The 18,750-nt window shown below is 72.1% G+C and carries 13 protein-coding genes; 9 read left to right on the plus strand and 4 right to left on the minus strand.

All coding sequences use genetic code 11. The features are described 5' to 3' along the window. Positions 1–32: 32 nt before the first annotated feature. Together ACWGH4_RS13285 and ACWGH4_RS13290 are read right to left on the minus strand one after the other, a co-directional pair. The gene (locus tag ACWGH4_RS13285) at positions 33–1,628 is read right to left on the minus strand and encodes a ferredoxin (protein WP_441262965.1); all 1,596 of its coding nucleotides are present in this window, start codon (positions 1,626–1,628) and stop codon (positions 33–35) included. Then, on the minus strand, positions 1,625–3,232 hold the full coding sequence (locus tag ACWGH4_RS13290) for a hypothetical protein (RefSeq protein ID WP_453459525.1): 1,608 nt from the start codon (positions 3,230–3,232) through the stop codon (positions 1,625–1,627). Before ACWGH4_RS13290 ends, ACWGH4_RS13285 begins: the two co-directional genes overlap by 4 nt. 430 nt (positions 3,233–3,662) lie before the next feature. On the opposite strand from ACWGH4_RS13290, the gene leuS reads away from it, so the two are divergent. The 5 genes from leuS (at position 3,663) to ACWGH4_RS13315 (ending at position 12,973) form a co-directional block, all read left to right on the plus strand. Continuing rightward, on the plus strand, positions 3,663–6,515 hold the full coding sequence (leuS, locus tag ACWGH4_RS13295; RefSeq protein WP_453459527.1) for a leucine--tRNA ligase: 2,853 nt from the start codon (positions 3,663–3,665) through the stop codon (positions 6,513–6,515). A gap of 165 nt (positions 6,516–6,680) precedes the next feature. Then, on the plus strand, positions 6,681–7,442 hold the full coding sequence (locus tag ACWGH4_RS13300; protein WP_441262962.1) for a hypothetical protein: 762 nt from the start codon (positions 6,681–6,683) through the stop codon (positions 7,440–7,442). A gap of 90 nt (positions 7,443–7,532) precedes the next feature. Continuing rightward, complete coding sequence (locus ACWGH4_RS13305) at positions 7,533–8,378, plus strand: DegV family protein (RefSeq protein WP_453459530.1); 846 nt, start codon at positions 7,533–7,535, stop codon at positions 8,376–8,378. 1,098 nt (positions 8,379–9,476) lie between these two features. Then, the gene (locus tag ACWGH4_RS13310; RefSeq protein WP_453459533.1) at positions 9,477–10,229 is read left to right on the plus strand and encodes a helix-hairpin-helix domain-containing protein; all 753 of its coding nucleotides are present in this window, start codon (positions 9,477–9,479) and stop codon (positions 10,227–10,229) included. Beyond that, positions 10,226–12,973, plus strand: a complete 2,748-nt coding sequence (locus ACWGH4_RS13315; protein ID WP_453459536.1) for a ComEC/Rec2 family competence protein — start codon at positions 10,226–10,228, stop codon at positions 12,971–12,973. The genes ACWGH4_RS13310 and ACWGH4_RS13315 overlap by 4 nt, the downstream gene beginning before the upstream one ends. Before the next feature lie 238 nt (positions 12,974–13,211). Here ACWGH4_RS13315 and ACWGH4_RS13320 read toward each other — a convergent pair whose 3' ends face one another. After that, positions 13,212–13,667 carry a pyridoxamine 5'-phosphate oxidase family protein gene (locus ACWGH4_RS13320; RefSeq protein ID WP_453459539.1) on the minus strand — a complete coding sequence of 152 codons (456 nt, stop codon included), beginning with the start codon at positions 13,665–13,667 and terminating at the stop codon, positions 13,212–13,214. 121 nt (positions 13,668–13,788) lie between these two features. On the opposite strand from ACWGH4_RS13320, the gene ACWGH4_RS13325 reads away from it, so the two are divergent. The 3 genes from ACWGH4_RS13325 to holA all read left to right on the plus strand — a co-directional run bounded on the left by ACWGH4_RS13325 (position 13,789) and on the right by holA (position 16,004). Further along, entirely contained in the window at positions 13,789–14,637 is an 849-nt protein-coding gene (locus tag ACWGH4_RS13325) for an arylamine N-acetyltransferase family protein (RefSeq protein WP_453459542.1), read from the plus strand. Positions 14,638–14,729: 92 nt separating this feature from the next. Beyond that, a complete protein-coding gene (locus ACWGH4_RS13330; protein WP_189467956.1) occupies positions 14,730–14,975 on the plus strand; it encodes a hypothetical protein in 246 nt (81 codons plus the stop codon). A 45-nt stretch (positions 14,976–15,020) separates the two neighbouring features. Beyond that, on the plus strand, positions 15,021–16,004 hold the full coding sequence (gene holA, locus ACWGH4_RS13335) for a DNA polymerase III subunit delta (protein WP_453459545.1): 984 nt from the start codon (positions 15,021–15,023) through the stop codon (positions 16,002–16,004). A gap of 314 nt (positions 16,005–16,318) precedes the next feature. Here holA and rpsT read toward each other — a convergent pair whose 3' ends face one another. Beyond that, entirely contained in the window at positions 16,319–16,585 is a 267-nt protein-coding gene (rpsT, locus tag ACWGH4_RS13340) for a 30S ribosomal protein S20 (RefSeq protein ID WP_441262947.1), read from the minus strand. A gap of 253 nt (positions 16,586–16,838) precedes the next feature. On the opposite strand from rpsT, the gene lepA reads away from it, so the two are divergent. After that, the gene (lepA, locus tag ACWGH4_RS13345; RefSeq protein WP_307706376.1) at positions 16,839–18,701 is read left to right on the plus strand and encodes a translation elongation factor 4; all 1,863 of its coding nucleotides are present in this window, start codon (positions 16,839–16,841) and stop codon (positions 18,699–18,701) included. The last annotated feature ends 49 nt before the right edge of the window (positions 18,702–18,750 follow it).

The following is an 18,750-nucleotide window of genomic DNA, read 5'->3' on the forward strand; positions in this document are numbered from 1 at the left end:
GGGTGGCCCGCTTCACTGTTGTGCGTCTGCCGTCAACTGCGGCCGGTGCCCAGGGCCTTGCGGTTGCTGCTGGGGAGCGCCGGACGCGCGGGCGGCGGCGTCGGGCCCGAGGAAGGCACCTGCTCGATCCGCATGGCGAGGGCGGGGCAGCGGCGCACGGCCCGCTGAGCGCGGCCCCGCATGTGCATGGGGACCATCGCGTCGGCCACCGACGGGTATCCGTCGGGGTTGAGCCGGATCAGCTCCGGGATGATGTCGGCGCACAGTCCGTGGCCCTGACAGAGCGTCCAGTCGACGAAGATCTTCTCACCGCTGGGGATCGACTCCTCGGCCTCCTCGTAGCCCGGCAGGGGCAGGGGCAGCACACCCGTGGTGTCGCGCCCGCAGCCGCCGTGCAGGACGTGCGCCGCCAGGTCGTCCGTGAAGGCGGACAGCGTCGAGGCGAAGAACCGTGCCGAACCGTCGGGGTGCTTGCAGGCGCCGCGGCCCTTGACGGCCTGCGTGACCTCCCGCAGCGCCTCCAGCGCCGCCGGGCCGCCGCCGTTCATCACATCGGCCAGACCGCCGGCAGCCGCGGGCAGCCCGAGCTTGCAGGGGCCGCACTGGCCGGCGGTCTCCGCGGCCAGCCAGTTGGCCACCCGCAGGGCCTCGCCCAGCGGGCAGGTCTCCGGACCGATCGGCAGGATCGCGCCCGCTCCGAGGGCGCCGCCCACGGACGCCAGCGACTCCTTGGACACGACGGCCTCGTGGACAGCGGCAGCGTCGATCCAGTTCCCGTGGTAGCCGCCCGTCAGCACGCCCTGAGGCTGCGGCGGGGCGCCCGCCAGCTGGAGCACGTACCGCAGAGGCACACCTGTCGGCACCTCGACGACCATCGGCCGGGCCACCGCGCCGGAGATCGTGAGCATGACCGTGCCCGGTTCGGAGTCGAGGCCGGTGTGGCTGTAGCGGCGGGCGCCGATCCGCGCGGCGACGGCGAGCTGCGCGAACGTCTCCGCGTTGGACAGCAGCGTCGGAGCGCCGCCGACGCCCGTCTCCGCGGCGCGCACGCGCCGGCCCGGCGGCAGCGCGGGGCCGCCGTTGACGGCCCGGATGACGGAGGACGCCTCACCGGAGACCATGCGCTCCGGGGTACGCACCACGCGGGCGCGCAGGGCCTGGCCGCGACGGTCGGAGAGGCCGCGTTCGGCGAGCGCGGCCCGCATGGAGATCTCGGTCGAGTTGCGGGTGACGGCGACGACGAGGGTCCGGGCACCGAGCGCCTCCGCGGCGAGCAGCGCGCCGTCGAGGATGAGATGCGGCGCGCGGTTGAGCAGCACCGTGTCCTTGCGGCAGGCGGGCTCGCCCTCGCTGCCGTTGACGACGACCACCGGCCGTATGCCGCGCCGGATGGCGGACTTGGCGACGGCCCGCAGCTTCTTGCCGAAGGGGAAGCCCGCGCCGCCGCGACCGGTGAGGGATATGTCCTCCGCCAGCTGCGCAAGGCGCTCGCCGCTCACGGGCTCGAGCGGCCCGTGCACCTTCAGATGCATGGGCAGGTCGAGGCGGTCGACGAGGTCGAAACCCTGCGTCAGCTGGGGAAGGCCGACGACGCGGACCTCCGGGACGTCGGGGAGGGGCGCGTTCACGGTCGTTCTCCTGCTGGTGCGTGCCAGGGCTCTCCGGCCGGGGGCGGGAAGAGGGGGCCGGGCAGTGGCGCCGTCTCGTCGTACGCAGGGACGTTTCCGTTGTCGTACGCGGACCGGTCGCCGTACGGGGCTGCGGGTGCGGGATCGGTCAGGGGTGTGTCGTAGGAGGCCGGCGGCGGGTAGCCGCCGGTGGTGTCGTACGCGGCGGACGGCGCGTAGCCGCCCGCGGCGTTCTCGGCGGAGAAGCCGCCGGTGTCGTACGAGGGGACGCTGCCCGTGTCGTACGAGGTGGGCGCTTCGAAGGGGGCGGAAGCGACGTACGGCGTCGGCGGCGTGTCGTACGAGGGCGCGGCGTCGAAGAGCGGCGGGGGAGGGGTGTCGTAGAGGGGCTGGGCCGGGTCGGGCCGCACCGACTGCGCCGGGGGAGGCGGCGAGGGCGTCGGCCAGCTGCCCGTCCGCGGGCCCGTCTCCGACACCACGGGTATCTCCTCCGTCATCGGTACCCGCTCGGCGAGCGGGGCCGACGGCTCGCCCGCGAGCGAGACCGCGCGGTAGGCGGCGGACATGCCGGTGCGGCGGCCGCCGGTGGCCGCGCCGCTGTCCGGCACGAACGCCGGCTCCTCCTCGTAAGGGCGTGGGGCCTCGTACAGCTGCGGCGACGGGGCGGCGAGCCTCGGAGGCTGGGCGCGCGCCTGGCCGAGGGGCGACTGGAAGTCCTGTTCGTACGGGCGCTGCGACGGCACGCCGTTCATTGCGCCGGTCATGCGGTCCACGCGGTCCATGCGGTCCATGCCTGCGGGTACGGTCGGGCGGCCCGTCCCGTTCATCCCGCTCACGCCCGGAAGCGGCGCCGTGGTGAGATCACGCTGGGCCTGCTCGTCCGCGGCGGCCGGCCCACCGGCTCCGGCGGCACCGGTCAGAGACATGATCTTGGCGGCGATCCGGCGCTGGACCGGACGCGGCATCATGCGTACGGAGACCGCCGCGGCGACTCCCAGGAGGGCCAGGCAGTACATGGTCACGACCCACGTCGCGGCCGGCCGGCCGGCGTAGAGGCCGTGGACCAGGGCGAAGCACCAGGCCGGGTACGCCAGCATGTGCAGCGGCCGCCAGCGGCCGGCGACCTTGATGTTGCCGGCCAGCGCACTGCGGAGGGCGCCGGTCGTACCGGCCACCACCATCAGGAACCCGGCCAGCGAGCCGAAGCCGATGAGCGCGTCCGTGCCGGTGACGCCCAGACCGAACGGGATCATCGCGCCGAGCAGCGACACGTGTCCCAGCGACACCTTCACCGTGGCGTGCAGCAGCAGGAACCCGAGCGAGGCGATGGCGGTCGCCCGGTGGATGCCCTGCGCGAGCAGCCGGTGGCGGGGCGAGAGCAGCAGGCGGTCGGTGGCGATGAGGCCCCAGGCGACGGAGGCGGTCAAGGACACCAGGGAGAGGACCCCGGTGGTGAAGTCGAGCGCGGCGCGGAAACTGTCGCTTCCTCCGACGGCGAGCAGGGGTAGGAGCACCAACGCGGCCGCGGAGATGCCGCCTTGCACCTGGCGGCTGAGTCCGCGGCCCGGACCGGGCGACAAACGCATCTTGAGACGAGGGTTCATGGGGCGACTCCGAATGGTGCGGGAAAGCTGTCCCGTTGACGCACTCTAGGTCGACCCATACCAACCAGTACGAGGTTTCAAGGTTTATCGAGGTGAAGTGAGCACAACTGACTCGGGGGTTGCCCTGGATAGGGTCGATACGCGGAGTAACCCGGACGCCTTGATCGTCGGAGTCGGCCGGAACCCGCCGTTCACTGCTCCCGGGGGCCCGGAACGGACACTCATGCGGGCGGTTCCCCTGCTGCGGTACCCTGACGCCATGCGTGCCGTACGCCTTCTGCTTAGCGAGCCGCGCTGATCAGTCCCGACGGATGAGAAATCCGGTCGGAATCGGCGCGGCGTCCCCTCCTGTGCGAGGGGATTTTTCATTTCCCCTGGTACGTGAATCGGCTGGCAGTCGGCAGAGACGATCGATGGAGCTTCAAGGATCATGAGCGAGATGAACTCGGCTGCGGAGACAGCAGCCCCGCATCGTTATACGGCTGCCATGGCGGCCGACATCGAGGCACGCTGGCAGGACTTCTGGGACGCGGAGGGCACCTATCAGGCGCCCAACCCGAGCGGGGACCTGGCGGGCGACCCCGCACAGGTGGCCAGGCCCAAGAAGTTCGTCATGGACATGTTCCCGTACCCGTCGGGTGCCGGGCTGCACGTCGGCCACCCCCTGGGGTACATCGCCACCGACGTCTTCGCCCGCCACCAGCGCATGACCGGGCACAACGTCCTGCACACGCTGGGCTTCGACGCCTTCGGCCTGCCGGCGGAGCAGTACGCCGTGCAGACCGGCACGCACCCGCGCGTGTCGACCGAGGCGAACATGGAGAACATGAAGGCGCAGCTGCGCCGGCTGGGCCTGGGTCACGACAACCGCCGATCCTTCGCGACGATCGACCCGGACTACTACAAGTGGACCCAGTGGATCTTCGTCCAGATCTTCAACTCCTGGTACGACGAGAAGGCCGACAAGGCCCGCCCGATCGACGAGCTGGTGGCCCAGTTCGAGAGCGGCGCCCGTGAGGTGCCCGGAGGCCGGGCATGGAGCGAGCTGAGCTCCCTGGAGCGCGCCGACGTCCTGGGCGGCTACCGCCTGGCCTACGCCTCCGACGCGCCGGTCAATTGGTGCCCCGGCCTGGGCACCGTGCTGGCCAACGAGGAGGTCACCGCTGACGGCCGCTCCGAGCGCGGGAACTTCCCCGTCTTCAAGGCCAAGCTGCGCCAGTGGAACATGCGCATCACCGCCTACGCCGACCGGCTGCTGAACGACCTGGACGCGCTGGACTGGCCCGAGGCCATCAAGCTGCAGCAGCGCAACTGGATCGGCCGCTCCGAGGGCGCCCGCGTCGACTTCGCCGTCGACGGCCACGACGGCGCGCGGATCACCGTCTTCACCACCCGCCCCGACACCCTGTTCGGCGCCACCTACATGGTCCTGGCCCCCGAGCACGGCCTGATCGACTCCATCGTCCCGGCCGAGTGGCCGGAGGGCGTCAAGGAAGAGTGGACCGGCGGCGCCGCGACCCCTGCCGAGGCCGTCGCCGCCTACCGCAAGCAGGCCCAGACCAAGAGCGACGTCGAGCGCCAGACCGAGCACAAGGACAAGACCGGTGTGTTCACCGGCTCGTACGCCGTGAACCCGGTCACCGGAGAGCGGATCCCCGTCTTCGTCGCCGACTACGTCCTGATGGGCTACGGAACCGGCGCCATCATGGCCGTCCCCGGACAGGACGAGCGCGACTGGGAGTTCGCTGAGGCCTTCGGGCTGCCCATCGTCCGCACGGTGCAGCCGCCGGAGGGCTGGGAGGGCGAGGCGTTCACCGGAGCGGGCCCCGCCATCAACTCCGCCAACGACGAGATCTCCCTGAACGGCCTGGACGTCGCGGAGGCCAAGGCGAAGATCACGGCCTGGCTGACCGACAAGGGCATCGGCGAGGGCACGGTCAACTTCCGGCTGCGTGACTGGCTGTTCAGCCGGCAGCGCTACTGGGGCGAGCCCTTCCCGATCGTCTACGACGAGGACGGCGTCGCGCACGCGCTGCCCGAGTCGATGCTGCCCCTGGAACTGCCGGAGGTCGACGACTACTCGCCGCGCACCTTCGACCCCGACGACGCGGACACCCAGCCCGAGACGCCGCTGTCCCGCAACGAGGACTGGGTCGACGTCGAGCTGGACCTGGGCGACGGACCCAAGCGCTACCGCCGCGAGACCAACACCATGCCCAACTGGGCGGGTTCGTGCTGGTACGAGCTGCGCTACCTGGACCCGCACAACAGTGAGCAGCTGGTCGCGCCCGACATCGAGCAGTACTGGATGGGGCCCCGCGAGGGACAGCCGCACGGCGGTGTCGACCTGTACGTCGGCGGCGCGGAGCACGCCGTGCTGCACCTGCTGTATGCGCGCTTCTGGTCCAAGGTGCTCTTCGACCTGGGGCACGTCTCCTCGGTCGAGCCGTTCCACAAGCTGTACAACCAGGGCATGATCCAGGCGTACGTCTACCGTGACGAGCGCGGCTTCCCGGTGACGGCCACCGAGGTCGAGGAGCGCGACGGGAAGTTCTTCCACGAGGGCCGGCCGGTCAAGCGCGAGCTGGGCAAGATGGGCAAGTCCCTGAAGAACGCCGTCACTCCGGACGAGATCTGCGCCGAGTACGGTGCCGACACGCTGCGCCTGTACGAGATGGCGATGGGCCCCCTGGACGTCTCCCGGCCGTGGGACACCCGCGCCGTCGTCGGACAGTACCGGCTGCTGCAGCGGCTGTGGCGCAACGTCGTCGACGAGGCGACCGGCGAGGTCACCGTCGTCGAGGGCGAGCCGGACGAGGCGACGCTGCGCGCCCTGCACAAGGCCGTCGACGGAGTCTCCCAGGACATGTCGGCGATGCGTTTCAACACCGCCATCGCCAAGATCACCGAGCTGAACAACCACCTGACGAAGACGGGCGGCCCGGTGTCGCGCTCGGTGGCGGAGCGCCTGGTGCTGCTGATCGCGCCGCTGGCACCGCACATCGCGGAGGAGCTGTGGCGCAGGCTGGGCCACACCGACTCGGTCGTCCACCAGGACTTCCCGGTCGCCGACCCGGCGTACGTCGTGGACGAGACGGTGACCTGCGTCGTGCAGATCAAGGGCAAGGTCAAGGCCCGCCTGGAGGTCTCCCCGTCCATCACGGACGAGGAGCTGGAGGCACTGGCCCTGGGCGACGCGGCGGTCGTCGGCGCCCTGGGCGGCGCAGGAATCCGCAAGGTGATCGTGCGGGCGCCGAAGCTGGTCAACATCGTGCCCGCGTGACGAGGGCGGGTTCGTGCCCGCGTAACAGGGGCGGATCGCCCCTGGGCGACAGGTGACAGGCCGCCGGGGGTTTCCCCTACGGGCAGGTTGGGGGTTCCGAAGGAACCTACGGCCTGCCCGTTCCGTTTACCTTGGAAGGACGACAACCGACGCCGGAGGGCGCACATGGAAGCCGCGATCATGATCCTGGCGCTGCTCTTCTTCGCCTTCGTGGCACTTGGGGTGTACGTGGGTGTGAAAGCCGTGAAGGCCGCCAAGCGCGGTGTCGAGCGCACCGTCACCCAGGCACGGCGCACGGTCGAGGACACCGCGCTGCGCGCCAAGAGCTACGGGCAGACCGGCGTGACGGGCGAGCTGGCGCAGCTGCGGCTGAAGCTCCGCACCTCGATGAGGGCGACACAGGAGGCGCTGAACGCCGGCGCGGCCGAGGACGCCTCCCTGTCCGAGTCGCTGGCCCTCTTCCGGCGGCTCAGCGCACACGGTCACGAACTGGACGAGGAGCTCAGGCGTCTCGAGCGCGAGCCCGACCGTGCCACGGTCGCCGCACTGATGCCGGGCCTGCGCGAGCGTACGGAGCGGATCACCCACTCCGCCGACTCGCTGCGCTGGGCGGCGCGTGACCGCGCCCAGAAGTTCGCCGAGGACGATCTCGACGCTCTGAGCTCGCAGATCGACATGGAGGCGGGCGCGCTGCGGCACTGGTCCGCGACCGACGTCGGCGGGACCGCCGAGCCCGCGGCATGGCCGGAGGCGCCGGAGTCCGGACGTCCGGCGTCGGCACGACCGGAGCCGGGGGCCCGCACACGGTCCGAGCGGTCCGAGCCGGAGGACGAGACGCCCGGCCGGCCACAGGCGATCACCGCGCCGGACCCGCGGCAGACCACCTACCCGTGGCAGAAGACCGCCCGCCCGGAAACCACGAACTGACGCCTGCCGCAGCGGCCCGACCACCCCTGCACACGGCGTGTGGACAGGTCGGGCTGCCGTACGGCGCCGCCTGCGGGTAACCTCCCGCTCATGTCCCGCCATGTCGCGATCGTCACCGATTCAACGGCCTACCTGCCGCCACCGGCGATGGAACGGCACGGCATCACGGCGGTGCCGCTGACCGTCGTGCTCGGCGATCAGGCGCTGGAAGAGGGCACCGAGATCTCGGCCCGCTCGCTCGCCACCGCCCTGCAGAAACGCCGTTCGGTCACCACGTCCCGGCCCAGCCCCGAAACGTTCGCGCTGGCCTACCGCGAGGCCGCGGCCGCCGGAGCCACGGGAATCGTCTCGTTGCACCTCTCCTCCGAACTGTCCGGGACCCACGACGCGGCGGTACTGGCAGCCAAGGACGCACCGGTTCCGGTCAGGGTCGTCGACACCGGGATGATCGCCATGGCGCTCGGATTCTGCGCCCTCGCGGCGGCGGAGGCGTCGGAGGCGGGCGGTTCGCTGGATGAAGTGGTGGCCGCGGCGGAGAAGCGGGCGGCGGACACCGCCGCGTATTTCTATGTCGACACACTCGACTACCTGCGCCGCGGTGGGCGGATCGGGGCGGCGCAGGCGCTGCTCGGCTCGGCGCTCGCCGTGAAACCGCTGCTCCAGCTGGTCGACGGCCGTATCGACATGCTGGAGCGGGTGCGGACGGCGTCGCGGGCGATCGCACGGCTTGAGGAAATCGCCGCCGAGCGGGCCGGAACGGCGCCGGTCGACATCGCGGTGCACCACTTGGCGGCGCCGGATCGGGCCGCCGCACTCGCGGACCGGCTGCGGAACCGGGTGCCGGGCCTGGCCGACCTGCATGTGAGCGAGGTCGGCGCGGTGATCGGGGCGCACACCGGGCCGGGACTGCTGGGCGTGGTGGTCTCGCCGCGCTGAGGGGGTGGTGGTGGGGCACGCGGGGTAGTGGGGGCGGTGGGGTAGTGGGGCGGTGGGGCCCCGGCGCAGGGGCGGGTCGGGATTGGGTACCGGTACAGGGCGGTCCGTCGGTGTGCCGGGGGTTGGTCGCCGGTCCGGGGCCGTGGGTGGACTGGGTTCGATCACTCGTGAGGGTGGCAGAGTTATCCACAACGGGCCGCTTTTCCCCTGGAATTGGGTGTGGTCGGCGGGTTCGGGCGAATGTGCCTACCGTCCTGTGACATGGCTCTTCGATCACGTTCCGCAACCAGCGGCCCGGGCCGCGCCCCCGCCTCCGACCGTCGCGCACGCTCCCATAACCATGGCCATGGCCATGGCCTCGGCCGACCGCCTGTCCTGACCGGGCACGGGTTGCGGTCAGCGCCTGCCCTGACCGGGCACGGTCTCCGATCAGAGGTGGCGCAGGCCGGCAGGGGAGGTATGCCTGCTGGTGCTGGTGCTGGTGCTGGTGCTGGTGCTGGTGCCGGGGGTGGTGGTGCTGGGGGCGCCGGGGGTTTGGGGCCGTGGGGCTTACGGCCTTCTCGTCTGCGGGGCGGACGCGCCCCGACCGAAGAGGCCGCCGCCCTGCGGCAGCGCGCGAACGCCTTGTTCACGGCCACGGCGGTTCCCCACGGCGCGGCCGCCGTGCTTCCGGGAGTCCCGCGCGGCGGTTTGCTCACGCGTCCGGCACCGCGCCCGCCCCGGCGTCGGGTGACGCACCTCGCGTCGCACTCGCCGCCCCATCTGCCGCCCGTGTCCTCAGGTCCAGTAAAGCGTCCGCCCTCCCGCCCGGTGCCGGTGGGACGGCGGGCCGGCGCGGGGACGGGCCCGGGACGCGGCGGCCACAGTGGGCGGGTGCGGTCGACAGGGCGGGCCGGGCAACCGGAGCCGGCCGCCTGGGCGACAGGGCCGCAGGCCGGCGGCTACGGAGCGGCAGAGGCCGGGAGAGCGGCCCCGGCCGGAGCCGCCCCGCCCGGAACCGACGGCGGCGCACCCGTCCCGGACATCCGGAGGGGCGACGCACGGGTGACGGGCGCCGGCGCGGACGTACCCGTTACCCGCACCGACCGGGAAGCATCTGTGACACGTACCGGCAGGCACGCGGCCGGGGCCGGGGCAGGGCCGTCCCGTTTCGGGCTCGCGATCCGGGACCGGTTGCCGGCCTGGGTGCAGGTGCGATGTGGGCTCGAGCCGAAGACGCTGGCGGCGCTCACCGTGGTCCTGGTGGCGGCGGCCGTGTTCGCGGCGCAGCACTTCTGGGTGGGCCGGCCGCAAGCGGTACGGGCGCCGGAGCTCGTCCAGCAGGGCTCGGCCCAGCCGCAGTCCGGGGCCGGGTCCGCCGCGGGACCGGCGGACGAGCCGTCACCTTCGCCGGGCCTGCCGCCTGTCGACCCGCAGCAGGCGGCCCCGATCGTGGTCGACGTGAGCGGCAAGGTGCGGCGGCCAGGAGTGCTCGAACTGCCTGCCGGATCACGGGTGGCCGACGCGCTCGAGGCGGCAGGAGGCGTGAAGCCGGGCACCGATCTGACCGGGCTCAACCGCGCTCGGGTGCTGAGCGACGGCGAACAGGTCGTCGTGGGCGCACCCGCGCCGCCCGCCACGGGCAGTCCCGGTGCGGGCCCTGCCGCGGGAGCCGCCGCAGGCCCGATCAGCCTCAACTCGGCGACAACGGAACAGCTGGAGACGCTTCCGGGAGTGGGCCCCGTGCTCGCGCAGCACATCATCGACCACCGGATGCAGAACGGCGGCTTCAGGTCGGTCGACGAGCTGCGTGACGTCAACGGGATCGGCGACCGCCGGTTCGAGGACCTGCGGAACCTGGTGCGGCCATGACCGCCGTCCCGGTCCACGCCGACACGGGCCATCGGCCGGGCGCGTCCGGTTCTCCTCCGGAAGGACCGACCGATCTGCGGCTCGTCCCACCCGCGCTGGCGGCCTGGGCGGCCTCGGCTCTCGCGCTGGGGGCTCCGGGCCGGTGGACGGCGGCCGGCGTGGCCGCCTGCCTCACCGCCGCGGCACTGCTGCCGTTGTGGGCTGCGGTGTCACAGCGGAGGGGCCGCGGGGACTCGGCGTGTGGGGCGGCGCCACTGCCCAGAGGCCAGCAGGAAACGACCCGGTTCCCGGTGTCCCCACGCGGGGGCAACCCGGAGCCGGCAGGGGGTGCCGTGCCACGGCGCGGGGCCGACGACACGGCAGGGGTCGCGCTGCCACCGCACGGTCGGGGCGACACAGCAGGGGTCGCTGCGTCGTGGCGCGGGGGCCGCCCGGACTCGGCGCCGGGTCCCGGCGGCAGGACGGCCGCACCAGCCCCCTCGGCCCGTTCGCCGCGGTGGCGGAGGGGCGCCACCGCCCTCGCCGGTGTGTTGCTGTGCGCGGCGGCGGGCGCGGCCTCCGCCGGGCTGCACGGCGCGGACCTCCGCCGTGGGCCGCTGCCCGGCCTGGCCGACCGGCAGGCGCGGGTCATGATCGAGTTGACCGTCACCTCCGATCCGCGTCCCACCCGTTCCAAGGCCGCCGGCGACCCGGCGGCCCCGGCGGCGCTGCTGCTGAACGCCGAGGCGACGCGGGTGACCGTGCCCGGCGGAGCCGTCACCGAGACCCGTACCCCTGTCCTGGTGATCGCGTCCCCCGGCGAAGCGCACACGGCCTGGCAGAGTCTCCTGCCCTCCACCCGGCTGAGGGTGGGCGGGCGACTGGTGAAGCCGCTCCGCGATGACGATCCGTTCGCGGCCGTGTTACGGGCAGACGGCGGCCCTCCGCCGGTCATCCGCCCGCCGACCGGCCTGCAGCGCACAGCGGGTGGTCTGCGCGCCGGACTGCGCGAGGCGACGGACGGCTTGGCTCCGGACGCCCGTGCTCTGCTGCCGGGGTTGGTGGTCGGGGACACCTCCCGCATCTCCGCCGACCTCCACGACGCCTTCGAAGCGACGGACCTGACCCACTTGTTGGCCGTGTCCGGCAGCAATCTCACCATCGTGCTGATCCTGCTGATCGGTCCACCGGGTACGGCCCTGCTGGCCGAGCGGCGGGGCCTGGCACCCCGGCTGGGTATCACTCTGCGCGGCACGGCGCTGCTCGGAGGTGCGCTCACGCTTGCGTTCGTGGTCGTGTGCCGGCCGGAGCCGAGTGTGCTGCGGGCAGCGGCCTGCGGACTCGTCACCCTGCTCGCCATCGGGACCGGCAGGCGCAGGTCCCTCGTACCGGCACTGGCCGCCGCCGCTCTGCTGCTCGTGCTCTACGACCCCTGGCTGGCGCGGAGTTACGGCTTCCTGCTCTCCGTCCTCGCCACCGGCGCCCTCCTCACCATCGGCCCGCGCTGGAGCGAGGCGCTCCAACGGCGGCGGGTACCGGCCCGGCTCGCTGAGGCGCTCGCCGCGACGGCGGCGGCGCAGGCGGTGTGCGCACCGGTCGTGGCCGTGTTCGCGGCCAGAGTCAGCCTGGTCGCGATTCCCTGCAACCTCGTCGCCGAGCTCGCCGTCGCTCCCGCGACGATCCTGGGATTCGCCGCACTGGCCACTGCACCCGTGGCCATACCGGTCGCCGAGCTGTTGGCCCGTGTGGCCGGCTGGCCGGCGGGCTGGATCGCGTCCGTGGCCCGCTCTGGAGCGGCTCTGCCCGGTGCCCAGACCGACTGGCCGGGCGGCTGGCGCGGCGGCCTGCTGCTCGCTGGGCTGACCGTGGTGCTGATCCTCGTGGCCCGCCGGCTGACACGACACCCCTGGGCGGTGGCGCTGTGCGCGCTTCTGCTCGTGCTCGCCGTGGTCCGCCCGGCCCCGCTGAGCGCGAAACTGACCGGATGGCCACCCCCAGGCTGGGCGTTGGTGATGTGCGACGTGGGGCAGGGGGATGCCATGGTGCTCGCGGCCGGTGACGGCGCCGCGGTGGTCGTGGACGCGGGACCCGACCCCGGTCTCACCGACCGCTGCCTGAGCGAGCTCGGCGTCACAGAGGTGCCGCTGGTGCTGGTGACCCATTTTCACGCCGACCACGTGGCCGGTCTCGAGGGAGTGCTCCGCGGCAGGGCGGTGGGCGCGGTCCAGACGACGGCGTTCGAAGAACCGCGCTGGCAAGCGACGTTCGTCCGGCGTACGGCAGCGGCGGCCGGGGTGCCGGTGATCCACGCGATACCGGGGGAGCGGCGCAGGGCGGGGCGGCTCAGCTGGCAGGTCCTCTGGCCCGACCTGTCCCGCGGCGCGGCACCGGAAGGCCCGAACGACGCCAGTGTGGCGCTGCTCGTCCGGGCGGCGGGCGGGCTTTCCATGCTGCTCCTCGGCGACCTCGAACCGCCGTCCCAGCAACGGTTGATACGGGCGCACCCGGCGCTTCCGGCTGTCGATGTACTCAAGGTCGCCCACCACGGCTCCGCGTATCAGGAGCCTGCTCTGCTGGCGGGAGCCCGGCCACGGCTGGCGCTCATCTCGTGCGGGAGGGACAACAAGTACGGACACCCCGCGCCCCGCACGGTCGCGGCGTTGCGGTCACGGGGTGCGCTGGTGATGCGTACGGACCAGGACGGTGCGATCGCGGTGACGGGTGCCGGCGCGGACCTGAGGGCGGTGGCACGCGGCGCCGGATGAACCTGCCGGCCGAGCGCCTGCGGGCCGGCCCGGCCCGGCCTACCGGGACGGCCGGTGGGCCGAGCCTGCCGGGACGGCCCCTGGGCCGAGCGGGCCGGGACGGCCGGCATGCCTGGACGGCCCGTAGGCGAGTGCCCGTCGGGCCCAGTCCGTCGGGCGAGGACCGGCCCCACAGGCCAGGTCCGTCAGTCCCGTCGTCGGTCCGTCAGTCCGTCAGCCCGGCCGCCGGCCCGACCCGTCAATCCAGCCAGCGTCCGTCGCTCATGATCAGCCGGTCCTTCAGTTCGTTCACCTCACGCCATGCCTTCACCACACGGGGGGTGATCCGCAGATACACCCAGGAGGGCCGGTCCCGCGGGTCCCAGTGCAGCTTCGCGGCGAAGGCGTCGGCCGACTCGGTCGCCAGTTCCGAGCCCTCGACGACCTCGGCGGTCCCCTCGATGTGCACGACGTCGCGGGTGTGGCCGAGGGTCACGACGACCTCGCCCCGAGGCGCCAGGTTGCGGGCGGTGGGATTGGTGCGCCGGGTGCACATCAGCAGGGTGGCGCCGTCCCATGCGAACGAGAGGGGCATCAGGCACGGCTGCCCGTCCGGGGACGCCGTCGCGACCCACGAGTCCTTGTCGTCCGCCAGCCGGGCGAGGGTGTCCCGCCGGCGTTCCTCCCGGCTGCGTGCCTGCTCCTGGGTCGTCATGGCGGCAAGTTATGCGGTGTCCGGGCCGCGCCGCTTCGGACTGCGGGAGGAGCCGTCTCCGCCTTCCGGACCAGGACCAGCGGCCCTGGCGGCGCGGCGGAGCGCGCAGCAGACTGCGTTCATGGACACGTTCCCGCCCACCCCGCCCGCCGCGACCCCGCCCGACCTCTCGTCACGGGACACCGACTCACGGCGCACCGACGCCTACCTCGCTCGCATCGGATGCGCACGGCCGGAGCGGGCCGACGCCGCAGCGCTGCGGGAACTCCAGCTGCGGCACTTGCTGTCCGTACCGTTCGAGAATCTGTCGATCCATCTCGGTGAGCCTCTCGTCCTGGCGGACGGCCCGCTCCTCGACAAGGTCGTCGGCGCTCGCCGCGGCGGTTTCTGCTACGAACTCAACGGCGCGTTCGCCGTGCTGCTGCGCAGCCTCGGCTTCGGCGTGACCCTTCTCCAGGCCCGGGTCTTCGGCGACGGCGGACGCCTCGGCATCCCCTACGACCACATGGCGCTGCGGGTGGAGACGGCGGACGGCAGCGGCCCCTGGCTGGCCGACGTCGGCTTCGGCGACCACAGCCATCACCCCCTGCTTCTCATGGAGCGGGGTGAACAGGACGATCCGGCGGGGACGTTCCGTATCGCGGAAGCGGCCGACGGGGACCTCGATGTGATCCGGGACGGCAAGCGGCAGTTCCGTCTCGACACGAGGCCGCGTGAGCTGCCGGACTTCGAGGCGGGCGCCTGGTGGCACCGCACCTCACCCCTCTCCCACTTCACCAGGTCGCTGGTGTGCTCCCTCCTCACGGAGGACGGCCGGATCACGCTGAGCGGCCGCAAGCTCGTCACGACCGTGGCCGGTGGGCGGCACGAGCGGATGCTGGGCAGCGACGACGAGGTGCTCGGCGCCTACCGTGAACACTTCGGCTTGGAGCTCGACCGGGTTCCGGAGGTCCGGCCCGCGGCGTCCTGAGACCGGGCGCCGAAGCGGTCGCCGGACCGGTGGCCGGACCGGTCGCCGGGCACCGTGCCGACGTGGCCACGGGCCCCCGGCACAATATGCCGGTGAGCGATGTGAGACATGTGCTGGTGCTGCCCGACCGCGACGCCGCGGAGGAGGTGGCGGAGACGATCGGCGAGAGCTTCCCCGTGACGGAGGAGCCCCAGCTGGTGCGGGACGCACTGGCGGGCGAGGACGACGCGGAGGATGCCCAGTGGCTGGTTGTCGTCGAGGACCCGGAGGGCGCGATGGACGCCGCCGCGCTCGACGCGTTCGTGGCCGCCTGGGACGGGTGGCGCGAGGCGCACTGACCGTTCGCCCGGGGCTGTCGGTGGGGCGTGGGATGCTGGAGCGCGATGGCCACCAAGAACTCGACCGACGATCCGCTCGCCCCCGTGACTCTCGCCGTGGGCCAGGAGGATCTGCTTCTCGACCGTGCCGTTCAACAGGTGGTGGCGGCGGCGCGGGCCGCCGACGCCGACACGGACGTACGGGACCTCACCGCCGACCAGCTCCTGCCCGGCACGCTCGCCGAGCTGACCAGCCCGTCGCTCTTCGCCGAGCGCAAGGTGGTGATCGTGCGCAACGCGCAGGATCTCTCCGCCGACACGGTGAAGGACGTCAAGGCGTATCTCGGCGCCCCCGCCGAGGAGATCACCCTGGTGCTGCTGCATCCCGGTGGGGCCAAGGGCAAGGGCCTGCTCGACGCGGCGCGTAAGGCCGGGGCGCGGGAGGTCGCCTGCCCCAAGATGACCAAGCCCGCCGAGCGGTTGAACTTCGTGCGGTCCGAGTTCCGTGCGCTGGGCAGGTCCGCCACCCCCGAGGCGTGCCAGGCCCTCGTCGACTCCATCGGGAGCGACCTGCGGGAGCTCGCCTCCGCGGTGTCGCAGCTGACGGCGGACGTCGAGGGCACCGTCGACGAGGCCGTCGTGGGCCGTTACTACACGGGCCGCGCCGAGGCGTCGAGCTTCAACGTCGCCGACCGGGCCGTGGAGGGCCGGGCGGCGGAGGCGCTGGAGGCGCTGCGCTGGTCGCTGTCGACGGGCGTAGCGCCGGTGCTGATCACGAGCGCGCTCGCGCAGGGCGTGCGGGCGATCGGCAAGCTGTCCTCCGCGCGCGGCGGCCGGCCGGCCGATCTGGCGCGTGAGCTGGGCATGCCGCCGTGGAAGATCGACCGTGTCCGCCAGCAGATGCGCGGCTGGACCCCCGACGGTGTGGCCATGGCCCTCCGCGCGGTGGCCGAGGCGGACGCCGGGGTCAAGGGCGGCGGCGACGACGCGGAGTACGCGTTGGAGAAGGCGGTCGTGACGATCGCGACGGCGGCGCGCTCACGCCGCTGAGCCGGTCCCGACGTCCTGGCGTGACGCCCGCCAGTAAAGGCGCCCGTCCCTGCAGGAGTCCCAGGCGTCCCTTTTGGGCGAGGCGCTCCTGTATCGGGCCAGGAGCCGAGCATGCCTGGATCACACCGGCCCGGATCACACCATGACGAAGGCCCCGGTCCGCAGTCCTGGGGAAGGACAGCGGCCCGGGGCCTTCGTGTGAAGCTCGGTGCGCCGCACCCGCGTGGCGAACGCAGGCCGCGTGCGGCGCGGGGGTGCCGACCGGGAGCGGATGAGAGGGCCCGCTTGATCCCTGCCGGCGATCAGTCAGTAGCTCAGCCCTGGAGGGAGCCAACCTTGGCAGCCAGCGCCGACTTCTTGTTGGCGGCGGCGTTCTTGTGGATGACGCCCTTCGAGACGGCCTTGTCGAGCTGACGGGAGGCGGCACGGGTAGCCGCGGTCGCCGACTCGATGTCGCCGGTGGCGACAGCCTCACGGGCCTTGCGGATCGCGGTCTTGAGCGAGGACTTGACGGCCTTGTTGCGCAGGCGCGCCTTCTCGTTCGTCTTGTTCCGCTTGATCTGGGACTTGATGTTCGCCACGAAAGAGCCTTTTCAGGTTCGATGATCTCTGAGGTTGCGTCCCTCCCCCGTAACCCTGCGGGTACGGAAGGCGCCTCCGGAGAGGAAACGAGACACAGCTGCTCAGGCTACCAGTCGCCCCGCGGACGGCCCAAACCCGGCACAGTCGCCGACCCGTGGGACCATGGAGCCTACGTATCGATCCGACAAAGAGCCGAGCCGAGCCCGAGCCGAGCTCACCGACCCGGCGTCTGCCAAAGAATCAGGACCCTGCGTGCCCGCGACTCCTATCCACGTGCCCGAGCCGAGCCGTACCGACCCGGCTCTGATCCGCAACTTCTGCATCATCGCGCACATCGACCACGGCAAGTCGACCCTTGCCGACCGGATGCTCCAGCTGACGGGTGTGGTCGAGCAGCGGCAGATGCGCGCCCAGTACCTCGACCGGATGGACATCGAGCGCGAGCGCGGCATCACGATCAAGTCCCAGGCGGTCCGTCTGCCCTGGGCCCCCACCGAGGGAGAGGGGCAGGGGAAGACCCACATCCTCAACATGATCGACACCCCGGGTCACGTCGACTTCACGTACGAGGTGTCCCGGTCCCTGGCCGCGTGTGAGGGCACGATCCTGCTCGTCGACGCGGCCCAGGGCATCGAGGCGCAGACCCTCGCCAACCTGTACCTGGCGATGGAGAACGACCTCGCGATCGTCCCGGTGCTCAACAAGATCGACCTGCCGGCGGCCCAGCCGGAGAAGTTCGCCGAGGAGCTGGCGAACCTGGTCGGCTGCGACCCGACCGACGTGCTCAGGGTCTCCGCCAAGACGGGTCTCGGTGTCGAGGCGCTGCTCGACCGGGTGGTCCGGGAGGTGCCGCCCCCGGTCGGTGTCGCCGACGCGCCCGCCCGCGCGATGATCTTCGACTCGGTCTACGACTCCTACCGCGGTGTCGTCACGTACGTCCGTGTCATCGACGGCCAGCTCAACAAGCGTGAGCGGATCCGGATGATGTCGACCGGCGCCACGCACGAGCTGCTGGAGATCGGCACCAACTCGCCGGAGATGCTGCCGGCCGACGGCCTCGGTGTCGGTGAGGTCGGTTACCTCATCACCGGTGTGAAGGACGTCCGCCAGTCCAAGGTCGGTGACACGATCACCACCCTGCACAAGGGAGCCACGGAGGCCCTCGGCGGCTACAAGGACCCGAAGCCGATGGTGTTCTCCGGCCTGTATCCGCTGGACGGCTCCGACTACCCCGAGCTGCGTGACGCCCTCGACAAGCTCCAGCTCAACGACGCCGCGCTGGTCTACGAGCCGGAGACGTCCGCGGCGCTGGGCTTCGGTTTCCGTGTGGGCTTCCTCGGCCTGCTGCACCTGGACGTGATCCGTGAGCGCCTCGAGCGCGAGTTCGGGCTCGACCTGATCGCCACCGCGCCGAACGTGGTCTACCGCGTGACGATGGAGGACGGCACCGAGCACACGGTCACCAACCCGAGCGAGTTCCCCGAGGGGAAGATCGCCGACGTCCACGAGCCGGTCGTGCGGGCCACGATCCTCGCGCCCAGCGAGTTCATCGGCTCGATCATGGAGCTGTGCCAGACCCGCCGCGGCACCCTCCTCGGCATGGACTACCTCTCCGAGGACCGGGTCGAGATCCGCTACACCCTGCCGCTCGCGGAGATCGTCTTCGACTTCTTCGACCAGCTGAAGTCCAAGACCCGCGGCTACGCCTCCCTGGACTACGAGCCCACCGGCGAGCAGGCCTCCAGCCTGGTCAAGGTCGACATCCTGCTGCACGGCGACAAGGTGGACGCCTTCTCGGCGATCACCCACAAGGACGCGGCCTACGCGTACGGCGTGCGGCTCGTCGCCAAGCTGCGGGAGCTGATCCCCAGGCAGGCGTTCGAGGTGCCGATCCAGGCGGCCATCGGCTCCCGGGTCATCGCCCGTGAAACCATCCGCGCCATCCGCAAGGACGTCCTCGCCAAGTGCTACGGCGGTGACATCTCCCGTAAGCGGAAGCTGCTCGAGAAGCAGAAGGAAGGCAAGAAGCGGATGAAGATGGTCGGTTCCGTGGAGGTCCCGCAGGAGGCCTTCATCGCGGTGCTGTCCAGCGACGAGGGTGGCAAGAAGAAGTAGCTGTCGCGCGTCGCCCCGGGTCAGCGAAAGCGCCCGTCCCGTTCGGGGA

This window comes from Streptomyces sp. NPDC054847 (assembly GCF_053610925.1).